This window comes from Caballeronia sp. LZ003 (assembly GCF_031451465.1).
Lineage (GTDB): Bacteria > Pseudomonadota > Gammaproteobacteria > Burkholderiales > Burkholderiaceae > Caballeronia.
In genome coordinates this window covers 3,019,553-3,037,840 of sequence record NZ_JARUXJ010000001.1, presented here as the reverse complement: position 1 = coordinate 3,037,840, position 18,288 = coordinate 3,019,553, and the positions used below count along the sequence as shown (strand labels likewise).

Sequence of the window (18,288 nt, the reverse complement as noted above, 5' to 3'; positions counted from 1 at the left end):
ATGTCGCCACTCAACACTATCGTTCGCGCGTCACGCCTTGCATCGCTTCTCGCGCTCGGCGCGGCGCTTGCCGCTTGCGGCCTCGTGCCGAAGGAACCGATCATCCAGCAGCCGATGACCGCGCGTCCGCCGCAGCCGCCCATCGGCACGCGTTCGCCCGGCGCGATCTACAACGCGGGCTATGCGGGCCGGCCGCTGTTCGAAGATCAGCGTCCGCGCAACGTCGGCGACATCCTGACCATCGTGATCTCGGAAAACGTCAACGCGACGAAGTCGTCGGCGGCGAACACCAACCGCACCGGCACGGGCGCGTTCGCCGTGCCGACCGTGCCGGGCGTCTTCGGCGGCCTCTTCAACAACACGAACCTGTCGGCCACGGGCGCCAACAAGTTCACGGCGGGCGGCGGCGCAAGCGCGGCCAACACGTTCAGCGGCACGCTCACCGTCACCGTCACCGAAGTGATGTCGAACGGCAACCTGATGGTCAGCGGCGAAAAGCAGATGCTCATCAACCAGGGTAACGAATACGTGCGTTTCTCGGGCGTCGTCAATCCGACGACCATCTCGGGCAGCAACACGGTCTACTCCACGCAGATCGCCGATGCGAAGATCGAATATTCGGCGAAGGGTTATATCGACGAAGCGCAAAACATGGGCTGGCTCCAGCGCTTCTTCCTCAACGTCGCGCCGTTCTGACCGATCATGAATTCGCTCCTTCGCTTCCTCTCGTTCTCGCTCGCGGCTGCTGTCGTCGCCATCGGCTCCGTTCCGCATGCGCACGCCGAGCGCCTGAAAGACCTCGTCTCCTTTCAAGGCGTGCGTGACAATCCGCTGATCGGTTATGGCCTCGTCGTCGGTCTCGACGGCACGGGCGACCAGACCATGCAGACGCCGTTCACCACGCAGAGCTTGACCAACATGCTCGGCAACCTGGGCATCACGGTGAATTCAGCGACCACATCGAACATGCAATTGAAGAACGTCGCCGCCGTGATGGTGACGGCCACGTTGCCGCCGTTCGCGCGTCCCGGCGAAGCGATCGACGTGACCGTGTCCTCGCTCGGCAACGCCAAGAGCCTGCGCGGCGGCACCTTGCTGATGTCGCCGCTGAAGGGCGCGGACGGTCAGGTCTACGCGATGGCGCAGGGCAACCTCGTCGTCGGCGGCGCGGGCGCAAGTGCGAACGGCAGCAAGGTGCAGGTCAATCAACTCGCGGTGGGCCGCATTTCCGGCGGCGCGCTCGTCGAACGCGCGGTGCAGAGCACGGTGCTGCAACAAGGCGGCACCATGCAGATGGAACTGCGCGAGATGGATTTCGACACGACCCAGCGCATCGTCGCGGCCGTGAACAACCAGTTCGGCACGGGCACGGCGCTCGCGCTCGACGGCCGCACGATTCAGTTGCGCGCGCCGTCCGAAGCGAGCGAACAGGTCTCGTTCATGGCGCAATTGCAAAACATCGACGTGCGTCCGGCGCAAGCCGCGGCCAAGGTCATTCTGAATGCACGCACCGGCTCCATCGTGATGAATCAGATGGTCACGCTGCAGAATTGCGCGGTCGCTCACGGCAACCTGTCGGTCGTCATCAACACGAAGACGGCGGTGAGCCAGCCGAACGCGTTCTCGAACGGCCAGACGGTCGCCGCGAAGGAATCGTCGATTCAGTTGAAGCAGGATAGCGGCGCGCTCAAGATGCTTTCGGCGGGCGCGAATCTGGCGGACGTGGTGAAGGGCTTGAACGCACTCGGCGCGACACCGGCCGATCTGATCTCGATCCTTCAGTCGATGAAGGCGGCGGGCGCACTGCGCGCCGACCTCGAAATCATCTAAGGGACGACGGCACATGAACTCGACTTCGAGCGGTATCGCCAACACGGCATTGGCATCTACCGAGACGGGCGGACTGTCGAACCTGACCAACCGCTTCGCGCTCGATACGCAGGGCTTCGACGCGTTGCGCGCGCAGGCCAACGCATCGCCGCAACAGGGTTTGAAGGCGGCAGCCAAGCAGTTCGATGCGGTCTTCACGACGATGATGCTCAAGAGCATGCGCGATGCGACGCCCTCGGACAGCCCGTTCGAGTCGAACGATACGAAGTCGTTCACGGCGATGCTCGACCAGCAGTTGTCGCAGCAGATGTCGTCGAAGGGTATTGGCGTGGCGGACGCGATGTACAAGCAACTCATGCGCACGGCGGGCATCAAGGACACGTCGGCCACGGGCGGCGCGGCAAACGGCATGAACGCGATGAACGCGCTGTCGGGCGGCGGCGGCAGCAGCGACGCGAACGCGGGCAACATCGCCGCAATGAACGCAATGGCCAAGGCCTACGCCGCGGCGCAGGCCAACAAGAGCGGCGCATCGCTCAACAGCGGCAACGGCTACACGGGCGCCGACGCGCTCGATCCGGGCGTGCGCGGCAACGGTTCGGACAAGGTCAACGCGTTCGTCGAACGGCTGGCCACGCCCGCGCAAGCCGCGAGCGCGGCAACGGGCATTCCGGCGCGCTTCATCATCGGCCAGGCGGCGCTGGAATCGGGCTGGGGCAAGCGCGAGATCAAGTACGCGAACGGCGCGACGAGCCACAACATTTTCGGCATCAAGGCGACGTCGAACTGGACCGGCAAGACAGTGGATTCGGTAACGACGGAATACGTCAACGGTCAGCCGAAGAAGGTCGTGGAGCGCTTTCGCGCCTACGATTCCTACGAAGCCGCGCTCACCGACTACGCGAGCGTCATCAAGAACAATCCGCGTTACGCGCCGGTCGTGGAGGCATCGCGCGATGTCGCGGGCTTCGCGCACGGCATGCAAAAGGCAGGCTACGCGACCGATCCCCAATACGCGAAAAAGTTGATCTCGATCATGCGTCAGATCGCCTGACGAAGCGTTTTCAAATTCGACCGAAAGGCAGGCGTTTCGTCAACGGCGGAACGATCCTGCCTTTTTGCGCTCGGCGCTCAATACGTTGATTTAGAGCCATGCGCGCTCTTTGGCCTGCTTCGTGCATGTGCAAACGTTTTAGTCCTCGTAGGGACGGCGCGCCACATATTTTTCGGGGCTGCCTGTCTAAACTTTGCTGGCAGTTTGCCGCTATCCCTAAGAAGAAACTGCCGGTTCGAAGGTGAGCCGGTTCGACACGTGGCGTAGCGGAAATGGACGGTACGCGACCAATGAATACGGCCAGCACAATGAATATCAATCACATGCAGGACTTCGCCAACGACGACATTGCGCCGATCGTGGACTTTGGACGACGCAATCCGCTGGAGATCGGTGTGTCGTTGCGCAACCTTGCCCATCGCGGCGACTTTTTGACCGCGCAATACGGCGACGGGCAGATTGTTACGCGCCTTTTGGACGTCGATGTTACGGGACATCGCTTTACGTTCGACTGGGGCGGCATGGCGGAACAGAATCGTCACGTGCTGGCTGCGCCTAAGCTGATTTTCAGTTCGGCGCCGGACGGCGTGCGACTCGAATTCACCACGGGCGCCGCGCGTGAGACCGTGTTCGACGGACGTCCCGCTTTCGAGGCCGAGTTTCCGCCGGTGCTTTACTACATGCAGCGTCGCGAATATTTCCGCGTCGAAGCGCCGGTGCTCGACCCCTACATTTGCAGCGGTTCGCTGCCGGATGGCGAGCGCTTTCGCTTCGAAGTGCATGATCTTTCGCTCGGCGGCGTCGCGTTGCGAACCACGGACGAACGCGTGGCCGACCTGGAGATGGGCATCGTGATTCAGGATGCCGAACTGCACTTCACGACTACCGGCAAGGTGACCGTGGATATCAAGCTGGTGTCGCACAGGGAATCGACGACGGCCAAGGGCGATCGCCGCTTCACGCTCGGCTTCAAATTCATCTCGATGCCGGGATCGGCGGAAAACACGCTGCAGCGGCTCATTACGCAACTGGAAATGAAGCGGCGCGCGCTGGCGAAGTAAGGCGGCCGTTCACATCGGTTTCATCCCTCGCGGCGGCGCTGCTCTGAGCGCCGCCCGTCCTGCTGCAAGGTTTCCCGGTTTTTTCCATTCCCTCGCGTCGCGATACAGCTAAAAGCGCCCGCCGAAATCTAATCCGAATAAGCCCCAAAACTCCCTTCAAATCGGCAAATTGCGCTTGCACGACGCGCCCGATAATGCCCAAGTCGAGCAAACCGTCCACGGTATCCGCGTTGAAGAACCGGTCCGCGAACGTTTGCCGAAACGCTCAACTTTCCCGGCGCTTCGCCGATAAACAAGGCAGCTATCCGGCGGCGTTGCATGACGCCATCGCCGCCAAGACAAGGATCAACGCATGTCCAACAACATCTTCAATATCGGCCTGTCGGGACTGAATGCGGCTCAATGGGGCCTGACAGTCACCGGGCAGAACATCAGCAATGCGGCGACGCCCGGCTATACGCTCGAAAAGGCTTCGTTTCAGGAGTCGTCGGGACAGTACACGGGTTCCGGCTATCTCGGCAGCGGCGTGCAGACGACTACCGTCACGCGTCAATACAGCCAGTATTTGACCACGCAGGTCAACAACACGACCGCGTCGAGCAGCGCCGCCAACACCTATTACTCGTTGATCTCGCAGCTGAACAACCTCGTTGGCGATCCCACCACCGGTATCGCAACCGGCATCAGCAACTATTTTTCGGGCATGCAGTCGGTGGCGAATTCGGCGAGCAGCACGTCGTCGCGCCAGTCGCTCATGAGCAACGCGCAGACGCTCGCGAATCAGCTCAATTCGGCAGGTGAGCAATACGACCAGTTGCGTTCGAGCGTCAACACGCAACTGACGAGCGCGGTCTCGTCGATCAACAGCTACACGCAACAGATCGCTGATCTCAACAAGCAGATCAACGTCGCCAGCGCGCAAGGTCAGCAGCCCAATCAGTTGATGGATCAGCGGGATCAGGCCGTCGCGAGTCTCAGCTCGATGGTCGGCGTGCAGGTCGTGCAAACGGATGGCAACTACAACATCTTCGTCGGTAACGGACAGCCGCTCGTCGTCGGCGGCACGGCTTCGGCATTGCAGACGGTGACATCGCCGACTGACCCGAGCGAATTGACGGTCGCGTTCAAGAGCAAGGACGGCACGACGCCGACCGCCGCGCAGACGCAATACCTCGATACCAGCGCGTTGTCGGGCGGCGTGGTTGGCGGCCTGATGGACTTCCGCTCGCAAACGCTCGATCCGGCGCAAGCGCAACTCGGCGCGATTGCGACGAGCTTTGCCGCGCAACTGAACGGACAGAACTCGCTCGGCCTCGATCTGAACGGCCAGGCTGGCGGCGCGCTCTTCTCGGCGGGTTCGCCCACCGTCTACGCCGACGCGCGCAACAAGGGCACCGGCACGGTCACGGCCGAGTTCTCCGATGCCACGCAGCCCACGTCCAGCGATCTCACGGTCACCTATAACGGCACCGGCTTCGACGTGACCGATACCCAGAGCGGCAAGGCGCTCGGCAGCTTCACGCCGCCCAACGCGTTCGACGGTCTGAAGATCACGCCGTCGGGCACGATGCAAGCGGGCGACTCGTTCTCCATTCAGCCGACGCGCGCCTCGCTCGACAACTTCCAACTCGCGACGACCAACGGCTCCGCGATCGCGGCCGCTTCGCCCGCGGTGACATCGGCGGCGACCGCGAACACCGGTACGGCCACGATTTCCTCGGCGACGGTCGCGGCGGGTTACAGCACGCCTTCGGCTATCGCACTCACGTACAACTCGACGGCGGGCGGCTTCACGTCGAATGTCGCGGTGACCGTGGGCACCACGAATTATCCGGCCAACACGACCATTCCCTACGATTCGTCGAAGGGGCTCACTGTCACGTCGAACGGCATCAGCGCGACGATCAGCGGCAAGCCGGCCAATACGGACGTGTTCAACATCAATCCGAACACGGGCGGCACGAGCGACGGCAGCAACGCGCTCACCATGTCGAACCTGGTGTCGACCAAGTCGATGAACGGCACCGACACGCTCACGAATTCCTATGCGAACTACGTGAACCAGATCGGCAACCAGACGAACCAGCTGAAGAGCACGAGCTCGTCGCAAACGGCGCTGCTCAGTCAGGCGACATCGGCGCAACAGTCCGTGCAGGGCGTGAACCTGAACGAGGAAGCGGCGAACCTCATGCAGTATCAGCAGCTTTACCAGGCGAACAGCAAAGTGATTCAGACGGCTTCGACGCTGTTTCAGACGCTGCTTGGCATCTTTAACTGAGGCATTTAGCGATGCGTATATCCAGTTCGCAGTATTTCAACATGAACGTCGCTTCGATGAGCGACCAGCAGAGCTCGCTTGCCTCGATGTATCAGCAGATCTCGTCGGGCAAGCGCATTCTGACTGCTTCCGACGACCCGCTCGGTGCCGCGCAGGCCGTGCAGCTCACGATGAAGACCGCCACGCTCACGCAATACAGCGCGAATCAGACCACCGCGCTTTCGTCGTTGCAGCAGGAAGATTCGACCTTGAGCGACGTGAGCGGCGTGCTGCAAAGCATTCAGACGCAAGTCGTGCGCGCGGGCGATGGCTCCCTCACGAACGCGGATCGCAAATCGATTGCGGATACGCTGCAGGGTTATCGCGACCAGTTGATGAGCGTCGCGAACACGACCGACAGCGAAGGCAATTACATTTTCTCGGGTTTAAAGGGCGGCACCGCGCCGTTTTCGAACAATGCTTCCGGCGTAGGCACGACGTATTCGGGCGATGCCGGCCAGCGCACGGTGCAGATCAGCTCGGGCCGCTCGATTCCAGTGGGCGACACCGGCGCGTCGATTTTCATGGGCGTGTCGCCCACGGATAGCGACGCGGTACCGTCGGCATCGGCGACCAATACGGGCACGGCCACGATCAGCAAGGTGAGCACGACCGATCCGGGCAACGCGAACAATGCGAGCACGTATTCGATCGCGTTTTCGGTATCGTCGACGGATGGTTCGACGAGCTACCTCGTGACCGCGACGCCGCCTGACTCGTCGTTGTCGACGACACCGACCGCATACACGGCCGGCACGGCGATTTCGTTCGGCGGTCAGAAGGTGACGGTCAGCGGCGCGCCCGCGAACGGCGACAGCTTCACGGTGCAGCCGGCGGCATCGGGCAACAACGATGTGTTCGCGACGCTCGACAATTTGATCAGCGCGCTCAAGCAGCCGACGGGCACGCCAGCCTCGGAAGCGACGTTGACCAACGCGTTGTCGACGGCTTCGACCAAGCTCGACAACACCTACACGAACGTGTTGTCTGCGCAGACGGTGGTGGGTGGCCGCGAGCAGGAAGTGAAGGCCACGCAGACGTCGATGGCGACTTCGCAGACGCAGACCGCCAGCGATCTTGCGAATCTGACGAGCATCGATCTGGTTTCGGCGATCAGTTCTTATGAGCTCACGCAAAACTCGTTGACGGCGGCACAGCAGGCGTTTTCGCAGATCCAGAAGTTGTCGTTGTTCAATTACCTCAGCTAATAAGGGGTCTTGTCTCTCGTTTTTTAAGGGAACTTCGAGAAGGGCATCGTGCGGTTTGGCGATGCTCTTTTTTTCGTTTTTTCAGTGGAAGAAGCCGGGAACGATTGCCTATGATTGACGCACCGGACTTAAGTGCAACGTCGAGGATTCGTGCGTCATGAGATACCGACTGCTTGGTGAGACGGGTGACGGAAATGAGGATTGATCGCGCGCTCGTTGTGCTCGGTGCAATGACATGTCCGATCATGCTTGTCGCGTGTGGAAGCGACGCGGATTCGCCGCCTGCCCGCGAGAACACGGCACAACTCGACGCCGGGCGGGCACAGTGGGCCGCGACGCTGCCGGAGCCGGACGCTGACTACGGTGAATATCCGTCGAATTATCAGGACATCATCAAGGCGGCCATGGCGAAGACGCTCAAAGACCCCGAGTCGGCGCGCTATGGCGATTCTCCACGCCAACGAAGGATCAGGCTATCGAGAACATGACGGAGCACCGTGCCGTTTATGGCTATCTCGTGTGCACGGACATCAACGCGAAGAACAGCTATGGCGGTTACACGGGAGCCAAGCGCCGCTGGTTCCTTATTCGTAACGGCGCTGTCGTTCGGTATGGTGAACGGCCCATGTATGTCGGGCACGTTGCGCCGTGCATGCGCGCACCGTGAGCCACGATGCGGGCAATGAGGCGTCAAGGGCCCATCGAGCCCGCGATCCTTCCCACCTGTCCCAGCCCCGCCTCGAAGATCCGCTGAAAAAACGGCATCAAATTAGGCACCATTAACTGAAGCAGCAACAAGCCGACGAGCATGGTGACCGGAAAACCCACCTGGAAGATGCCGATCTGCGGCGCCGCGCGATTCAGAATGCCGAGCGCGAGATTGGCGATAAGAAGCGCCGCCACGACCGGCAACGACAGCAACAACCCGGTGGAAAAAACCGAAGCGCCATAACCCACCATCACCCGCCAACCTTGCGCATGCGAAGCGGACGCCACGACATTGACATCGACGGGCACGCTCTGGAAGGTCGTGATCAGCGCGGCGATCAGTTGCAGATGCCCGTCGAAGACGAGAAACGCCAGCATTGCCAGCGTGTTGAGATAGCGCGATACCACCACGGCATTGCCACCCGCGCGCGGATCGTAAAGCATCGCGAAACCGAGGCCCATTTGCTGTCCGATGAACTCGCCAGCCGCATCGACGGCGGCAAAGGCTATTTGCATCGTCATGCCAATGGCCGCGCCAATCAGGAACTGATTGACGATGATCCACACGCCCGCCGCTGAAAACACCGTGGCGTCGGGCATGGCGGGTAAGGTGGGCGCGACGATCAGCGTGATGAAGGCGGCCAGCGCGATCTTCACGCGCGTGGGCAACGCCATATGGTTCAGCACCGGCGCGGTGGCCATCAAGGCGAGGATGCGCACGAACGGCCACAGAAACGCCGTGAGCCAGCCGTTCAGTTGTGCATAAGTAACCGAGAACATCGAACGAATCAGCCTGTGATCGCAGGCGTGATGGTGAACACGTGCCGCATGTAATCGAGGATGGTCGTGAGCATCCACGGTCCTGCGATCACGAGCGTCACCGCCACGGCGATCAGCTTGGGAATGAAGGAGAGCGTCGATTCGTTGATCTGCGTGGCCGCCTGAAAGAGACTAACCACCAGACCCACGACGAGCGCGACCAGCAAGAGCGGGGCAGCCAGCAGCAACGCGACATACATCGCCTGATGCGCTATGGTCATGACCGATTCGGGTGTCATTCCAGCAACCTCAATAGAAACGATAACGTTACGAAACGAAGCTCTGCGCAAGCGAGCCGATCAGCAACTGCCAGCCATCGACGAGCACGAACAGCATGAGCTTGAAGGGCAGCGCTATCGTCGTGGGCGAGACCATCATCATGCCCATCGACATCAAGACGCTCGCCACCACCACGTCGATGATGAGGAACGGAATAAAGATGGTGAAGCCGATCTGAAACCCCGTCTTCAGTTCGCTCGTCACGAACGAAGGCACCAGCAGCGACAGCGGCACGTCTTCCGGACCGTTCATCGGCGCGGCCTTCGAGATGCGGGCGAAGAGCGCGAGATCCGCTTCGCGCGTCTGCTTCAGCATGAACTGCTTGAAGGGCGCGACGCCGCGCTGCATGGCTTGATCCATCGCGATGGTGCCGTCGGAGAAGGGCTTGTATGCGTCGGTGTAGGCTTTGTCGAGCACCGGCGACATCACGAAAAACGAGAGAAACAACGCGAGGCCCACGAGCACTTGATTAGGCGGCGTGCTCGTCGTGCCGAGCGCCTGGCGCAAGAGCGACAGCACGATGATGATGCGCGTGAAGCTCGTCATCATCAGGACCATGGCCGGGAGGAACGAGAGCATCGTCAGCAGCAACATCGTCTGCACGCTGAGCGAGTACGTCGTGCCGCCGTTCGGGCCGGGGCTGGTATTGAAGGCGGGAAGACCCGCCGTGCTTTGCGCGAGCGCCGCGACCGGCAACAAGGCGATCACGACCGGCAGCGCCAGTTTCACGCCGCGCACGATGTTACGACTGACCTGCATTACTTGCTCCCGCCCACGAACTTCTGAAGACGCTTGTTCGCTTCACCGGCGAGGGCATCGCGAAACCGCTGACCAAAACTGCCTTGCAACGTTTGCGCGGCCGACGGCGCTGGTTCGCCGCTTACGTCCGCATCCGCCGATCCGGCGGGCATGGTATGCAGCAAGCGCACGTTGCCGGGCCCCGCGCCGAGCACGAGCCAGGTATCGCCTATTTCGACGACCGCCACGCGCTCCTTGTTGCCGAGCGACGCGCCGCCCACTACTTTCACGAGGCCGCCTTTCCTGCCGCCTTGGAAGCCGAACTTGCGAGCGAGCCACGCGCAACCGAACACGAAGCCGATCACGATGACGAGACCGAACAGCGTCTGCAACACCGCGCCGAAACCGAGCGACGGCACGGCGCTTCCCGCGCCGACGCTCGAAGCGATCTGCGCGGCGTGGTTCACGGCGTTCATATCGGCTGCGCGGGACAGCGCAGGCACGAAGGCAATCAGGACGGCGGCAAAGCGTTTCATCGATTCAACTTCCGGATACGTTCGGACGGCGTGATGATGTCGGTCAGGCGAATACCGAACTTGTCGTTCACGACGACCACTTCGCCTTGCGCAATAAGACAACCGTTCACCAACACGTCCATTGGCTCGCCCGCCATGCCGTCGAGTTCCACGACCGAACCCTGCGCGAGCTGCAGCAGGTTGCGAATCGCGATCTTCGTGCGGCCGAGTTCCACCGTCATCTGCACGGGGATATCGAGAATCATGTCGATGTCGTTGCGCGTCGAAGGCGCCGCGGCTTTCGACAAGGGCTGGAACACGCCCGCGCTGGCCACGGCAGGCGTTTCGTTGCCGTTCTGCTCGGCGAGCGCGCTCGCCCAGTCGTCCATCGACAACTCTTCCGCCTTCATGTCGCCCACGCCGGTCGAGCCGGGCAGTGTGCCTTCCTGCAAGAGATCACTCATATCCACCTTCCTTCATGTTGTCCGACGCGCTGACCATTTTCTGCACGCGCAGCGCGTATTGACCATTGAAAATTCCGTAGCCGCATTCCATCACCGGCACGCCGTCCACCTTGGCGACGACATGCTCGGGCACGTCGATCGGCAGCACGTCGCCCTTGCGCATGTTGAGCAGCCTTTCGAACGACGAACGGATCTCGGCGAGTTCCACCGTCAGTTCCACTTCCGCCGATTGCACTTGCTGCGAGAGCACGCGCACCCAGCGGCGATCCACTTCGAGCGCTTCGCCCTGAATCGGCGAGGAGAGCTGATCGCGAATCGGCTCGATCATCGAGTAGGGCATGCAGATATGCAGCGTGCCGCCCGTCGAACCGAATTCGATGGTGAACTGCGTCACGATGACGATTTCATTCGGCGTCGCCACGTTCGCGAACTGCGTGTGCATTTCCGAGCGCATGAATTCGAACTGCAGCGGACGCACGCTCTTCCACGAAGCGGAGTAGTGCTCGAATACCAGCGTGAGCAGCTTGTGAATGATGCGTTGCTCGGTCTGCGTGAACTCGCGGCCTTCGACGCGCGTATGGAAACGCCCGTCGCCGCCGAAGAGGTTGTCGACCACAAAGAACACGAGGTTCGGATCGAACACGAACAGCGACGTGCCGCGCAGAGGCTTCACATGGACCAGGTTGAGGTTGGTCGGGATCGGCAGATTGCGCGTGAATTCGCTGTACTTCTGCACCTTCACCGGGCCGACGGAGATTTCCGCCGAACGCCGCATGAAGTTGAAGATGCCCACGCGCAACAGGCGCGCGAAGCGGTCGTTGATGATTTCGAGGCCGGGCATCCGGCCGCGGACAATGCGTTCCTGCGTCGCGATGTTGTAAGGACGAACGCCGGCGGGCTTGCTGTCGTCTGAAACCTGATCGACTTCGCCGGTGACGCCCTTGAGGAGGGCATCGACCTCCTCCTGCGACATGAACTCTTCGTGGCCCATGACTCTTTTCCGTTTCCTTGAATCTGGTGCGCGGGCTTACTGCACGACGAATTCGGTGAACAACACTTCTTCGACGTGGGCGGGATGATCCGGCGCGCTGGCGGCCTTCTCGACGGCTTCGCGCAGTTCGTCGGCGAGCTTGCGCTTGCCTTCGACGGTCGCCATCTCTTCGGGGTGCTTGCCGGAGATGAGCATCAGCACGCGGCTGCGGATCTCAGGCATGCGTTCGGTGATCTGCACCTGAGCCTTTTCGTCCGCGAGCTTGAGCGACAGACCGACGCGCAGGTAGTGCATGATGCCGTCGTCGGCTTGCAGGTTGACGGTCAGCGAATCGAGCGGGAAGAACACGGGCGGCGGCACCGGTGCGGGCTTGGCGGGGCCGTGAGGCTGCTTGCCGAGCATGAAGTAAGCGCCGCCGGCGCCAGCACCCAGCAGAACGACCGCGCCAATGGCGATGATCAGAGTCTTCTTGAGCTTGCCGCTCTTCGCGGGAACGATGTCTTTCGGATTTGCAGTGGTGGTAGCCATGAATTCTTGCCCTCTTTCGATAGGTTGAATTGTTGGCTATAACGCCGTTGAGCGATGGGGCGAAAAGAGGGGGGATTTGGGGCTAACTCGTGGGTTAGGGCAGCTTGCTGGCGGATGCAGAGCCTTGCTATTCCGGTCTCGACGGCCCGTGAGCGAACGCTGAAAATGGGCGCGCGAACGCATTGCCGCGAGAAAGTTGCCCATGCACAGCATTTGGCACTATTTTTCAGCAAGGGCCCTTCGGTCATGTGAAACTGCGGTACGGGCGATACGCCAAGCGTTTCAGGCCGCTTTCTGGAAGGTTAGATGCGGCTATAACGCCTTCGCCTGAACGACGTTTCTTGCATTTAACGCGCATATCTACAAATCGACGTTAGACACGAACGTGTTGTCATCGCCGACGTACAAGAAAGGCAATAGCGAAATGACCGTCTATTACGCCGCCGTGGATGGCGACCCGCTCACCAGCGAAGAGGGGAGCTACGTAATCGCGCAAGGGCGAACTCGGCGCATTGCGGACGAAAGCGGTCGACTGCGCGGCGGGGCAGTGATCGGCGACTTCGCCTTCTGCACAGCTTGCGAGAGCACAGGCGAAATTACCTATGGTGTCCATCTAACACCGGGCCGTAGACCTAAAGATCGGGGACGCGATTGGGCGCTTGGCGGTGACCGGGTTCTTTGCCAGTGCTCGACGTCTCCGATCATCTATCCGGCTCACGGAAGACGATGCCGGGTATTCGATCACGCGCCCATCACGCGCTTCTCGTCGAGCAATGCTTCGGCAGAGCCGCCGGTACCTCCTGATGCAGACCACTGGATCAGCTTCACTCTGCGCGAGCCGGAAAGCTACGAAGGCATGTCATGCGTCACACGCTTCGCGGACGGGTCCAGCGAGCGAGGCAGTATCGGCGGCGGCAACAACATCCGGTTCGCTAGATCGAACAACAGCGCATGCACACGTATCGAGATCGCGGTAAGCGTTTCTCCCACTGAGGAAGCGACCGTATCTCAAGCACTTTTATCGATTATTCGAGCTTAATGCCAGACACAAAAGCGCCAGTAAGCGGCAGTACCATCAGAGGTTCTTTCGCGGCGAACAAAGATCACCAGATTGATTCCCGGATTCTGGCCGATGCGCGCGCCGCTCTCGAAGGCGCTGGAGCGTATTTCTCCCAAAGCGTTATCAGCGACGCGAGCGTGCGAGCGCGTTATGCCGCTGGCATCGAGCGAATGAGCGAGACCGTTCAAACCGAAGTCAACGCTGGACGCATGACCGCTGCAGAGGGTGCGGCTTTCTGCCAGGACATGCGCAATCGCATCATGGAAGAGGCGAGGACGGCCACTTCGCCCACGAGTTTGGCAAAAGCACTGGCATATAAGGCAGAAGGGCTTGGCCTTGAAAAGCTTCTCGACAAGTACTCGGTTAAAAATTTTTCCAAGCCCTTTCATGCATTGACCGAGTCTGAAAAAGACCGCGCTTACTTCTCGATAATCGAATCGGCGGGAAGGAGTAACGCCAAGGTCAACGCAACAACGGCCCGAATGAGATTGATGGGCAAGGTCGGCCTCTTGATAACAGGAGTGCTCGCCGGATATGAGATTTTGAACGCCAGAGACAAGATAAGCGAAGCTGAACGCCAAATTGCGTCCATTGAAGGCGGGTTGATCGGCGGTGCGCTTGCGGGTCTTGCCGTAGGATCAATCTGCGGACCGGGAGCCCCAATATGTGCTCTCGGTGTCGTCTTGATCGGTTCAACTCTCGGTTCTGTCGTAACTCAAACGGCTCAGGACGCTTATCTCGACGAATTGGAGGAATTCCGCACGTGGGGCATCAGATAGACCAGCAGGCAAGGGAGCGCATTTGGACGACGATGGCGGAATTCTTCGTCGATAACAGAATCGACTACGACTACCAAGCATCGAAAATATGTGTCTATCCATCGAAAGAACTCAAAAAGATTTTCTTTCGGGAGGTTGCTCCAGTGTGCGGTCCGAACGCCTTAACTGCAGCGCCGCCGATCTGGCTTTCATTCGATGATCAAACGGTGATCGATGAAGTCAGGAAACTCCTGTTGAAACGCGACGCGTCTGCTTTCTTCCGTTTGCGACACGAACTCAGCGTTCTGTATCTTCGGATGACACTCAACGGAATTTGGCAGGAAGTCGAAAAAGCGATCACGCGTCAGCGAGGACGCGCAACCTGTGCTTGATCAATGTAATTGCAATCGGTTCGTCCCAAGAAGCCAAATCGATTGCACCACGGTCATCAAGCAAACGTATCCACCAACCCGACCGTGCGCCGCACCGGCATCGTCACCGTGCTTGCCACGCCCGAATCGCTACCGCCGACGCCGCCAACACCGCCCACGCCGCGTCCGTTACCCGACGACGAGCGGCCCTCGCCGCGGTCCTGTTGCGACGACTGGCGCGCGAATCCATCCGAAACGCTGGTGGAGCCTAGGCTGATACCGTTGGCTTCCATCGCCTCGCGCAGCTTCGGCATCGCGGCTTCGACCGCTTCGCGCACCTGCGCATGCTGCGACACGAAGAGCGCGTGCGCGTGATTCTCGGAAACCTGCAGAGTGACCTGCAACGGGCCGAGATCCTTCGGATTGAGCGTCAACTCCGCGCTCTGTTGCTGCGAATTCGAGAGGAACACGACTTTCTGGCTGAACGCATCGTCCCAGCCGCCAGCGCCCACGTGCGGCGCAATCGCCGCGCTGGTCGCCGCCGTCATCTCGCCCTGCGCACTCGATACCGCCGACCCCGCCGATGCCGATTGCATCGCCACCGCGCGCGCCGCTGCATCGGCTTGCTGCGAGATGGCTTTGTACGCCGCGCTGCCCGCATCGGCTTGCGGGGTCAGCGCGGCCTGAACCGCTGCCGCATCGCTTGTCAGTGCCGCGGTCGTGGCCGGCGCCGCGTTGTCCCTGGCATCGCCGGCGAGCGCGTTGAGCAGGCCGCCCGAGCGATTACCCTTCGATCCTTCGCCGACCATGCCGCCCGACGCCTCGTCGCTCTTTCCAGCGCCCGTGGCCGCGCCCGAATGCGCCGATGCCGCTGCGTTCATCGGCACGGCATTCGCCGGCACGTTGTTCATCGCGGCGAGCGCGGCCTGCAGCGCATCTTGCGCGGACTTGGCGTCGCCGCTCTTGTGCGTGTCGCCGGTCGCGGTCTTGTCGTCATCCGTCGATGCAACCGCCGTCGCGGCCGCATCGGTTACGTCGGACACGGTGGTATTCGCAGCTTCGGCGGCGTCCGCGCGCTCGGCCGCATCGGCGGCATCCGTCGCTTTCGCGGGCTTTGCCGGGGCGGCAGGCTTGGACGCATCCGCCGTTTCGGTCTTGCCCGAAGGCTTCGAAGCCTCCTTCGTCGAATCCGTCTTGCCGCTCTTGTCGGCCGACGACGACGCCTGCGTGTCTGTCGCGCTATCGCTCTTCTTCACGTCGCTCGCGTCGTCCGACTTGCTGGCGCTCGCGGTGTCGTCGGACTTCGGCACGTCATGCACGCTCGACTTGGCCGCAGTGGACGAAGACAAGGACGACGCCGCCAGCGCCTTGGCTGCCTGTGCGTCGGCATTGGCCTTGTCGGTCATGCTCTGCAGCGTCAGGCCGAACGACGCGCCTGCGTCCGCTGCACGCTTTTTGGCAGCCGAAGATGACGTAACGCCCGACTGCGCGCCGATGGAAGAAACGGAGGACATGCGTTACCTCGAAAAAGTCCGGTAGTTAAATTCAGGCGCGTTCGGCGCGCATGCGCAGCACCTTGGCCGCGTGCTCGTCCGATTCGCGCTGTTCCACGCGCGCCGCCTTCTTTGCGAGCAACGCCTCGCCGCGCGCCGCGAGCACCTCGTAGCTGCCGACCTTCTGCTTCTTGAGACGCCATTCCGGCTTCGCCGCCTCGATGCGCTGGTCGGCCATCACGAGCAACGTGCGCTGTTGCGCAATCGCCGAGTCCAGCGTGTCGACGAACGCCTGGAAGTTACGCAGCGTCTGCGCCGTCGTGCCTTGCTGCGCCGACGCCGTGAAACGCGCGTGATATTCGTCGCGATACGTCACGAGCGAATTGAGTTGCCCCTCGATTTCGTTGCGCTCCTGCTGAAGCTTGCCCAGCTTCTTGGTCGCGGCGTCGAGTTCTTCCTGAGCGAGTTCGATCAGGGTGTTGATCGGCAGATTCTTTGACATGGACGAGTTGGTCTCTGTGGTCGCGCGGTTTTTTTAATAACTTATGACAAATATAGGTGCGGCTGCAAATACTAGTTGAAAAGTTGATGCAATAAATCAAGACTCGGTTCGAAATTCGCCTGCTCGCGAAAGCCTTGCTGTAAAAACGACTCCATTCGCGGATAAAGCGCGATGGCCCGGTCGAGCAGGGCATCGCGGCCGCTGGAATACGCGCCCACGTTGATCAGATCGCGATTGCGCTGATAACGCGAAAGCATCTGCTTGAAAAGGCGCACGTGCTCGAGATGCTTGTCGTCGATGAGCGCGGTCATCGCGCGGCTAATCGACTGTTCGATATCGATAGCCGGATAATGCCCCGCCTCGGCGAGCGAGCGGTTCAGCACGATATGGCCGTCGAGAATGGCGCGGGCCGAATCGGCGATCGGATCTTGCTGGTCGTCGCCTTCGGTGAGCACGGTGTAGAACGCGGTGATCGAACCGCCGCCTTCCGGGCCATTGCCGGTACGCTCGACGAGCGCGGGCAGCTTGGCGAACACCGACGGCGGATAACCCTTGGTCGCGGGCGGCTCGCCAATCGCAAGTGCGATCTCGCGCTGCGCCATCGCGTAACGCGTCAGCGAATCCATGAGCAGCAACACATGCTTGCCCTGATCGCGGAAATATTCGGCGAGCGAAGTCGCGTAAGTCGCGCCCTGCATGCGCAGGACCGGCGAAACGTCGGCCGGCGCGGCCACGACGACCGAACGCGCGAGACCGTCTTCGCCCAGAATCTGTTCGATGAATTCCTTCACTTCGCGGCCGCGTTCGCCGATCAGTCCGATCACGATCACTTCCGCGCTCGTGTAGCGCGCCATCGTGCCGAGCAGCACCGATTTACCGACGCCCGAGCCCGCGAACAGGCCCATGCGCTGGCCGCGTCCAACCGTCAGCAGCGAATTGATTGCGCGCACGCCGACGTCCAGCACTTTGTGAATCGGCTCGCGATTCAGCGGGTTGATGACCGGCGATGACAACGGCGCATCGACTTTTGCGCCGAGCGGGCCGAGTCCGTCGAGCGGACGGCCGGATGCATCGACCACGCGGCCGAGCATCTCCCAGCCGACCGGCAGACGTTTTGCGCCTGCCATCGGATCGTTGATCGGCGCGCTTTCCAGCGGATACACGCGCGCGCCGGGCAAGAGGCCGGCCATTTCCGTGGTCGGCATCAAAAAGAGTTTGTCGCCCGCGAAGCCGACGACTTCGGCTTCGGCGGTCGGAATGGCGCTGCCCGGCGGCAGTTCGATCATGCATTCGGAACCGACGCCCATCTTCAGTCCGACCGCTTCGAGCACGAGGCCGGCGGCGCGCGTGAGACGTCCGCACGGACGCAGCGGCTTGGCGATCGCGGTACGCGCCTTGAGGGCGTCGAGCTTGTCGCGCCAGGCGTCGATATGCGGATTGCCCGCCATGTTCGCGAGTTCCGCGATGGTCCGCGCAGCGAGTTCCTCCGGCGATTCTTCCTCGACGACAGCCTCCGGCCCGAACGACGCGCGCGCGATTTCCTGCTCCAGCTCGCTCAGCCCGTCCTGCGTGATGCGATGCGTCATTGCGCT

Annotated in this window: 21 protein-coding genes; 11 read left to right on the top strand and 10 right to left on the bottom strand. The window is 61.4% G+C overall.

Annotation, left to right across the window (positions count from 1 at the left end; translation table 11 throughout):
- From QCE79_RS13800 to QCE79_RS13765, 8 genes are all read left to right on the top strand, one after another.
- A complete protein-coding gene (locus QCE79_RS13800; protein ID WP_244826554.1) occupies positions 1 to 696 on the top strand; it encodes a flagellar basal body L-ring protein FlgH in 696 nt (231 codons plus the stop codon).
- 6 nt (positions 697 to 702) lie between these two features.
- Positions 703 to 1,830, top strand: a complete 1,128-nt coding sequence (locus QCE79_RS13795; protein WP_244826553.1) for a flagellar basal body P-ring protein FlgI — start codon at positions 703 to 705, stop codon at positions 1,828 to 1,830.
- Between the two features lie 13 nt (positions 1,831 to 1,843).
- The gene (flgJ, locus tag QCE79_RS13790) at positions 1,844 to 2,884 is read left to right on the top strand and encodes a flagellar assembly peptidoglycan hydrolase FlgJ (protein ID WP_309844826.1); all 1,041 of its coding nucleotides are present in this window, start codon (positions 1,844 to 1,846) and stop codon (positions 2,882 to 2,884) included.
- 308 nt (positions 2,885 to 3,192) lie between these two features.
- Entirely contained in the window at positions 3,193 to 3,945 is a 753-nt protein-coding gene (locus QCE79_RS13785; protein WP_250509642.1) for a flagellar brake protein, read from the top strand.
- Between the two features lie 352 nt (positions 3,946 to 4,297).
- Complete coding sequence (flgK, locus tag QCE79_RS13780; RefSeq protein ID WP_244826550.1) at positions 4,298 to 6,223, top strand: flagellar hook-associated protein FlgK; 1,926 nt, start codon at positions 4,298 to 4,300, stop codon at positions 6,221 to 6,223.
- Between the two features lie 11 nt (positions 6,224 to 6,234).
- Positions 6,235 to 7,470 carry a flagellar hook-associated protein FlgL gene (gene flgL, locus QCE79_RS13775; protein WP_309844822.1) on the top strand — a complete coding sequence of 412 codons (1,236 nt, stop codon included), beginning with the start codon at positions 6,235 to 6,237 and terminating at the stop codon, positions 7,468 to 7,470.
- A gap of 194 nt (positions 7,471 to 7,664) precedes the next feature.
- Positions 7,665 to 7,958: a hypothetical protein gene (locus tag QCE79_RS13770; RefSeq protein WP_309844819.1), complete on the top strand. Its 294-nt coding sequence runs from the start codon at positions 7,665 to 7,667 to the stop codon at positions 7,956 to 7,958.
- Positions 7,955 to 8,137: a hypothetical protein gene (locus tag QCE79_RS13765; protein WP_250526379.1), complete on the top strand. Its 183-nt coding sequence runs from the start codon at positions 7,955 to 7,957 to the stop codon at positions 8,135 to 8,137. Before QCE79_RS13770 ends, QCE79_RS13765 begins: the two co-directional genes overlap by 4 nt.
- 23 nt (positions 8,138 to 8,160) lie before the next feature.
- Here the strand turns inward: QCE79_RS13765 and fliR are convergent, their stop codons facing one another.
- Genes fliR through fliL form a run of 7 tightly spaced genes read right to left on the bottom strand, consistent with a single transcriptional unit; the run spans position 8,161 to position 12,512 of the window.
- On the bottom strand, positions 8,161 to 8,958 hold the full coding sequence (fliR, locus tag QCE79_RS13760; RefSeq protein WP_250466038.1) for a flagellar biosynthetic protein FliR: 798 nt from the start codon (positions 8,956 to 8,958) through the stop codon (positions 8,161 to 8,163).
- 8 nt (positions 8,959 to 8,966) lie between these two features.
- Positions 8,967 to 9,236: a flagellar biosynthesis protein FliQ gene (gene fliQ / locus QCE79_RS13755; protein ID WP_244826546.1), complete on the bottom strand. Its 270-nt coding sequence runs from the start codon at positions 9,234 to 9,236 to the stop codon at positions 8,967 to 8,969.
- Positions 9,237 to 9,264: 28 nt separating this feature from the next.
- Positions 9,265 to 10,035: a flagellar type III secretion system pore protein FliP gene (gene fliP, locus QCE79_RS13750; RefSeq protein ID WP_244826545.1), complete on the bottom strand. Its 771-nt coding sequence runs from the start codon at positions 10,033 to 10,035 to the stop codon at positions 9,265 to 9,267.
- Positions 10,035 to 10,550, bottom strand: coding sequence for a flagellar biosynthetic protein FliO (gene fliO / locus QCE79_RS13745; RefSeq protein WP_309844814.1), 516 nt, complete (start codon positions 10,548 to 10,550; stop codon positions 10,035 to 10,037). The genes fliP and fliO overlap by 1 nt, the downstream gene beginning before the upstream one ends.
- Positions 10,547 to 10,939: a flagellar motor switch protein FliN gene (fliN, locus tag QCE79_RS13740; protein WP_244828135.1), complete on the bottom strand. Its 393-nt coding sequence runs from the start codon at positions 10,937 to 10,939 to the stop codon at positions 10,547 to 10,549. The genes fliO and fliN overlap by 4 nt, the downstream gene beginning before the upstream one ends.
- A gap of 46 nt (positions 10,940 to 10,985) precedes the next feature.
- Entirely contained in the window at positions 10,986 to 11,984 is a 999-nt protein-coding gene (gene fliM, locus QCE79_RS13735) for a flagellar motor switch protein FliM (RefSeq protein ID WP_244826543.1), read from the bottom strand.
- A gap of 36 nt (positions 11,985 to 12,020) precedes the next feature.
- Positions 12,021 to 12,512, bottom strand: coding sequence for a flagellar basal body-associated protein FliL (gene fliL / locus QCE79_RS13730; RefSeq protein ID WP_244826542.1), 492 nt, complete (start codon positions 12,510 to 12,512; stop codon positions 12,021 to 12,023).
- Positions 12,513 to 12,936: 424 nt separating this feature from the next.
- On the opposite strand from fliL, the gene QCE79_RS13725 reads away from it, so the two are divergent.
- The 3 genes from QCE79_RS13725 to QCE79_RS13715 are packed head-to-tail and all read left to right on the top strand — an operon-like array spanning position 12,937 to position 14,722.
- Positions 12,937 to 13,551 carry a hypothetical protein gene (locus QCE79_RS13725; protein ID WP_309844811.1) on the top strand — a complete coding sequence of 205 codons (615 nt, stop codon included), beginning with the start codon at positions 12,937 to 12,939 and terminating at the stop codon, positions 13,549 to 13,551.
- Positions 13,551 to 14,351: a hypothetical protein gene (locus QCE79_RS13720; RefSeq protein ID WP_309844809.1), complete on the top strand. Its 801-nt coding sequence runs from the start codon at positions 13,551 to 13,553 to the stop codon at positions 14,349 to 14,351. Before QCE79_RS13725 ends, QCE79_RS13720 begins: the two co-directional genes overlap by 1 nt.
- Positions 14,336 to 14,722 carry a hypothetical protein gene (locus QCE79_RS13715; RefSeq protein WP_309844807.1) on the top strand — a complete coding sequence of 129 codons (387 nt, stop codon included), beginning with the start codon at positions 14,336 to 14,338 and terminating at the stop codon, positions 14,720 to 14,722. The genes QCE79_RS13720 and QCE79_RS13715 overlap by 16 nt, the downstream gene beginning before the upstream one ends.
- Before the next feature lie 56 nt (positions 14,723 to 14,778).
- On the opposite strand, the gene QCE79_RS13710 is transcribed toward QCE79_RS13715, so the two are convergent.
- The 3 genes from QCE79_RS13710 to fliI all read right to left on the bottom strand — a co-directional run bounded on the left by QCE79_RS13710 (position 14,779) and on the right by fliI (position 18,282).
- Complete coding sequence (locus tag QCE79_RS13710; protein ID WP_309844805.1) at positions 14,779 to 16,215, bottom strand: flagellar hook-length control protein FliK; 1,437 nt, start codon at positions 16,213 to 16,215, stop codon at positions 14,779 to 14,781.
- A gap of 31 nt (positions 16,216 to 16,246) precedes the next feature.
- Entirely contained in the window at positions 16,247 to 16,696 is a 450-nt protein-coding gene (gene fliJ, locus QCE79_RS13705) for a flagellar export protein FliJ (protein ID WP_244826537.1), read from the bottom strand.
- 71 nt (positions 16,697 to 16,767) lie between these two features.
- Positions 16,768 to 18,282: a flagellar protein export ATPase FliI gene (gene fliI, locus QCE79_RS13700; RefSeq protein ID WP_250466294.1), complete on the bottom strand. Its 1,515-nt coding sequence runs from the start codon at positions 18,280 to 18,282 to the stop codon at positions 16,768 to 16,770.
- Positions 18,283 to 18,288 lie beyond the last annotated feature (6 nt).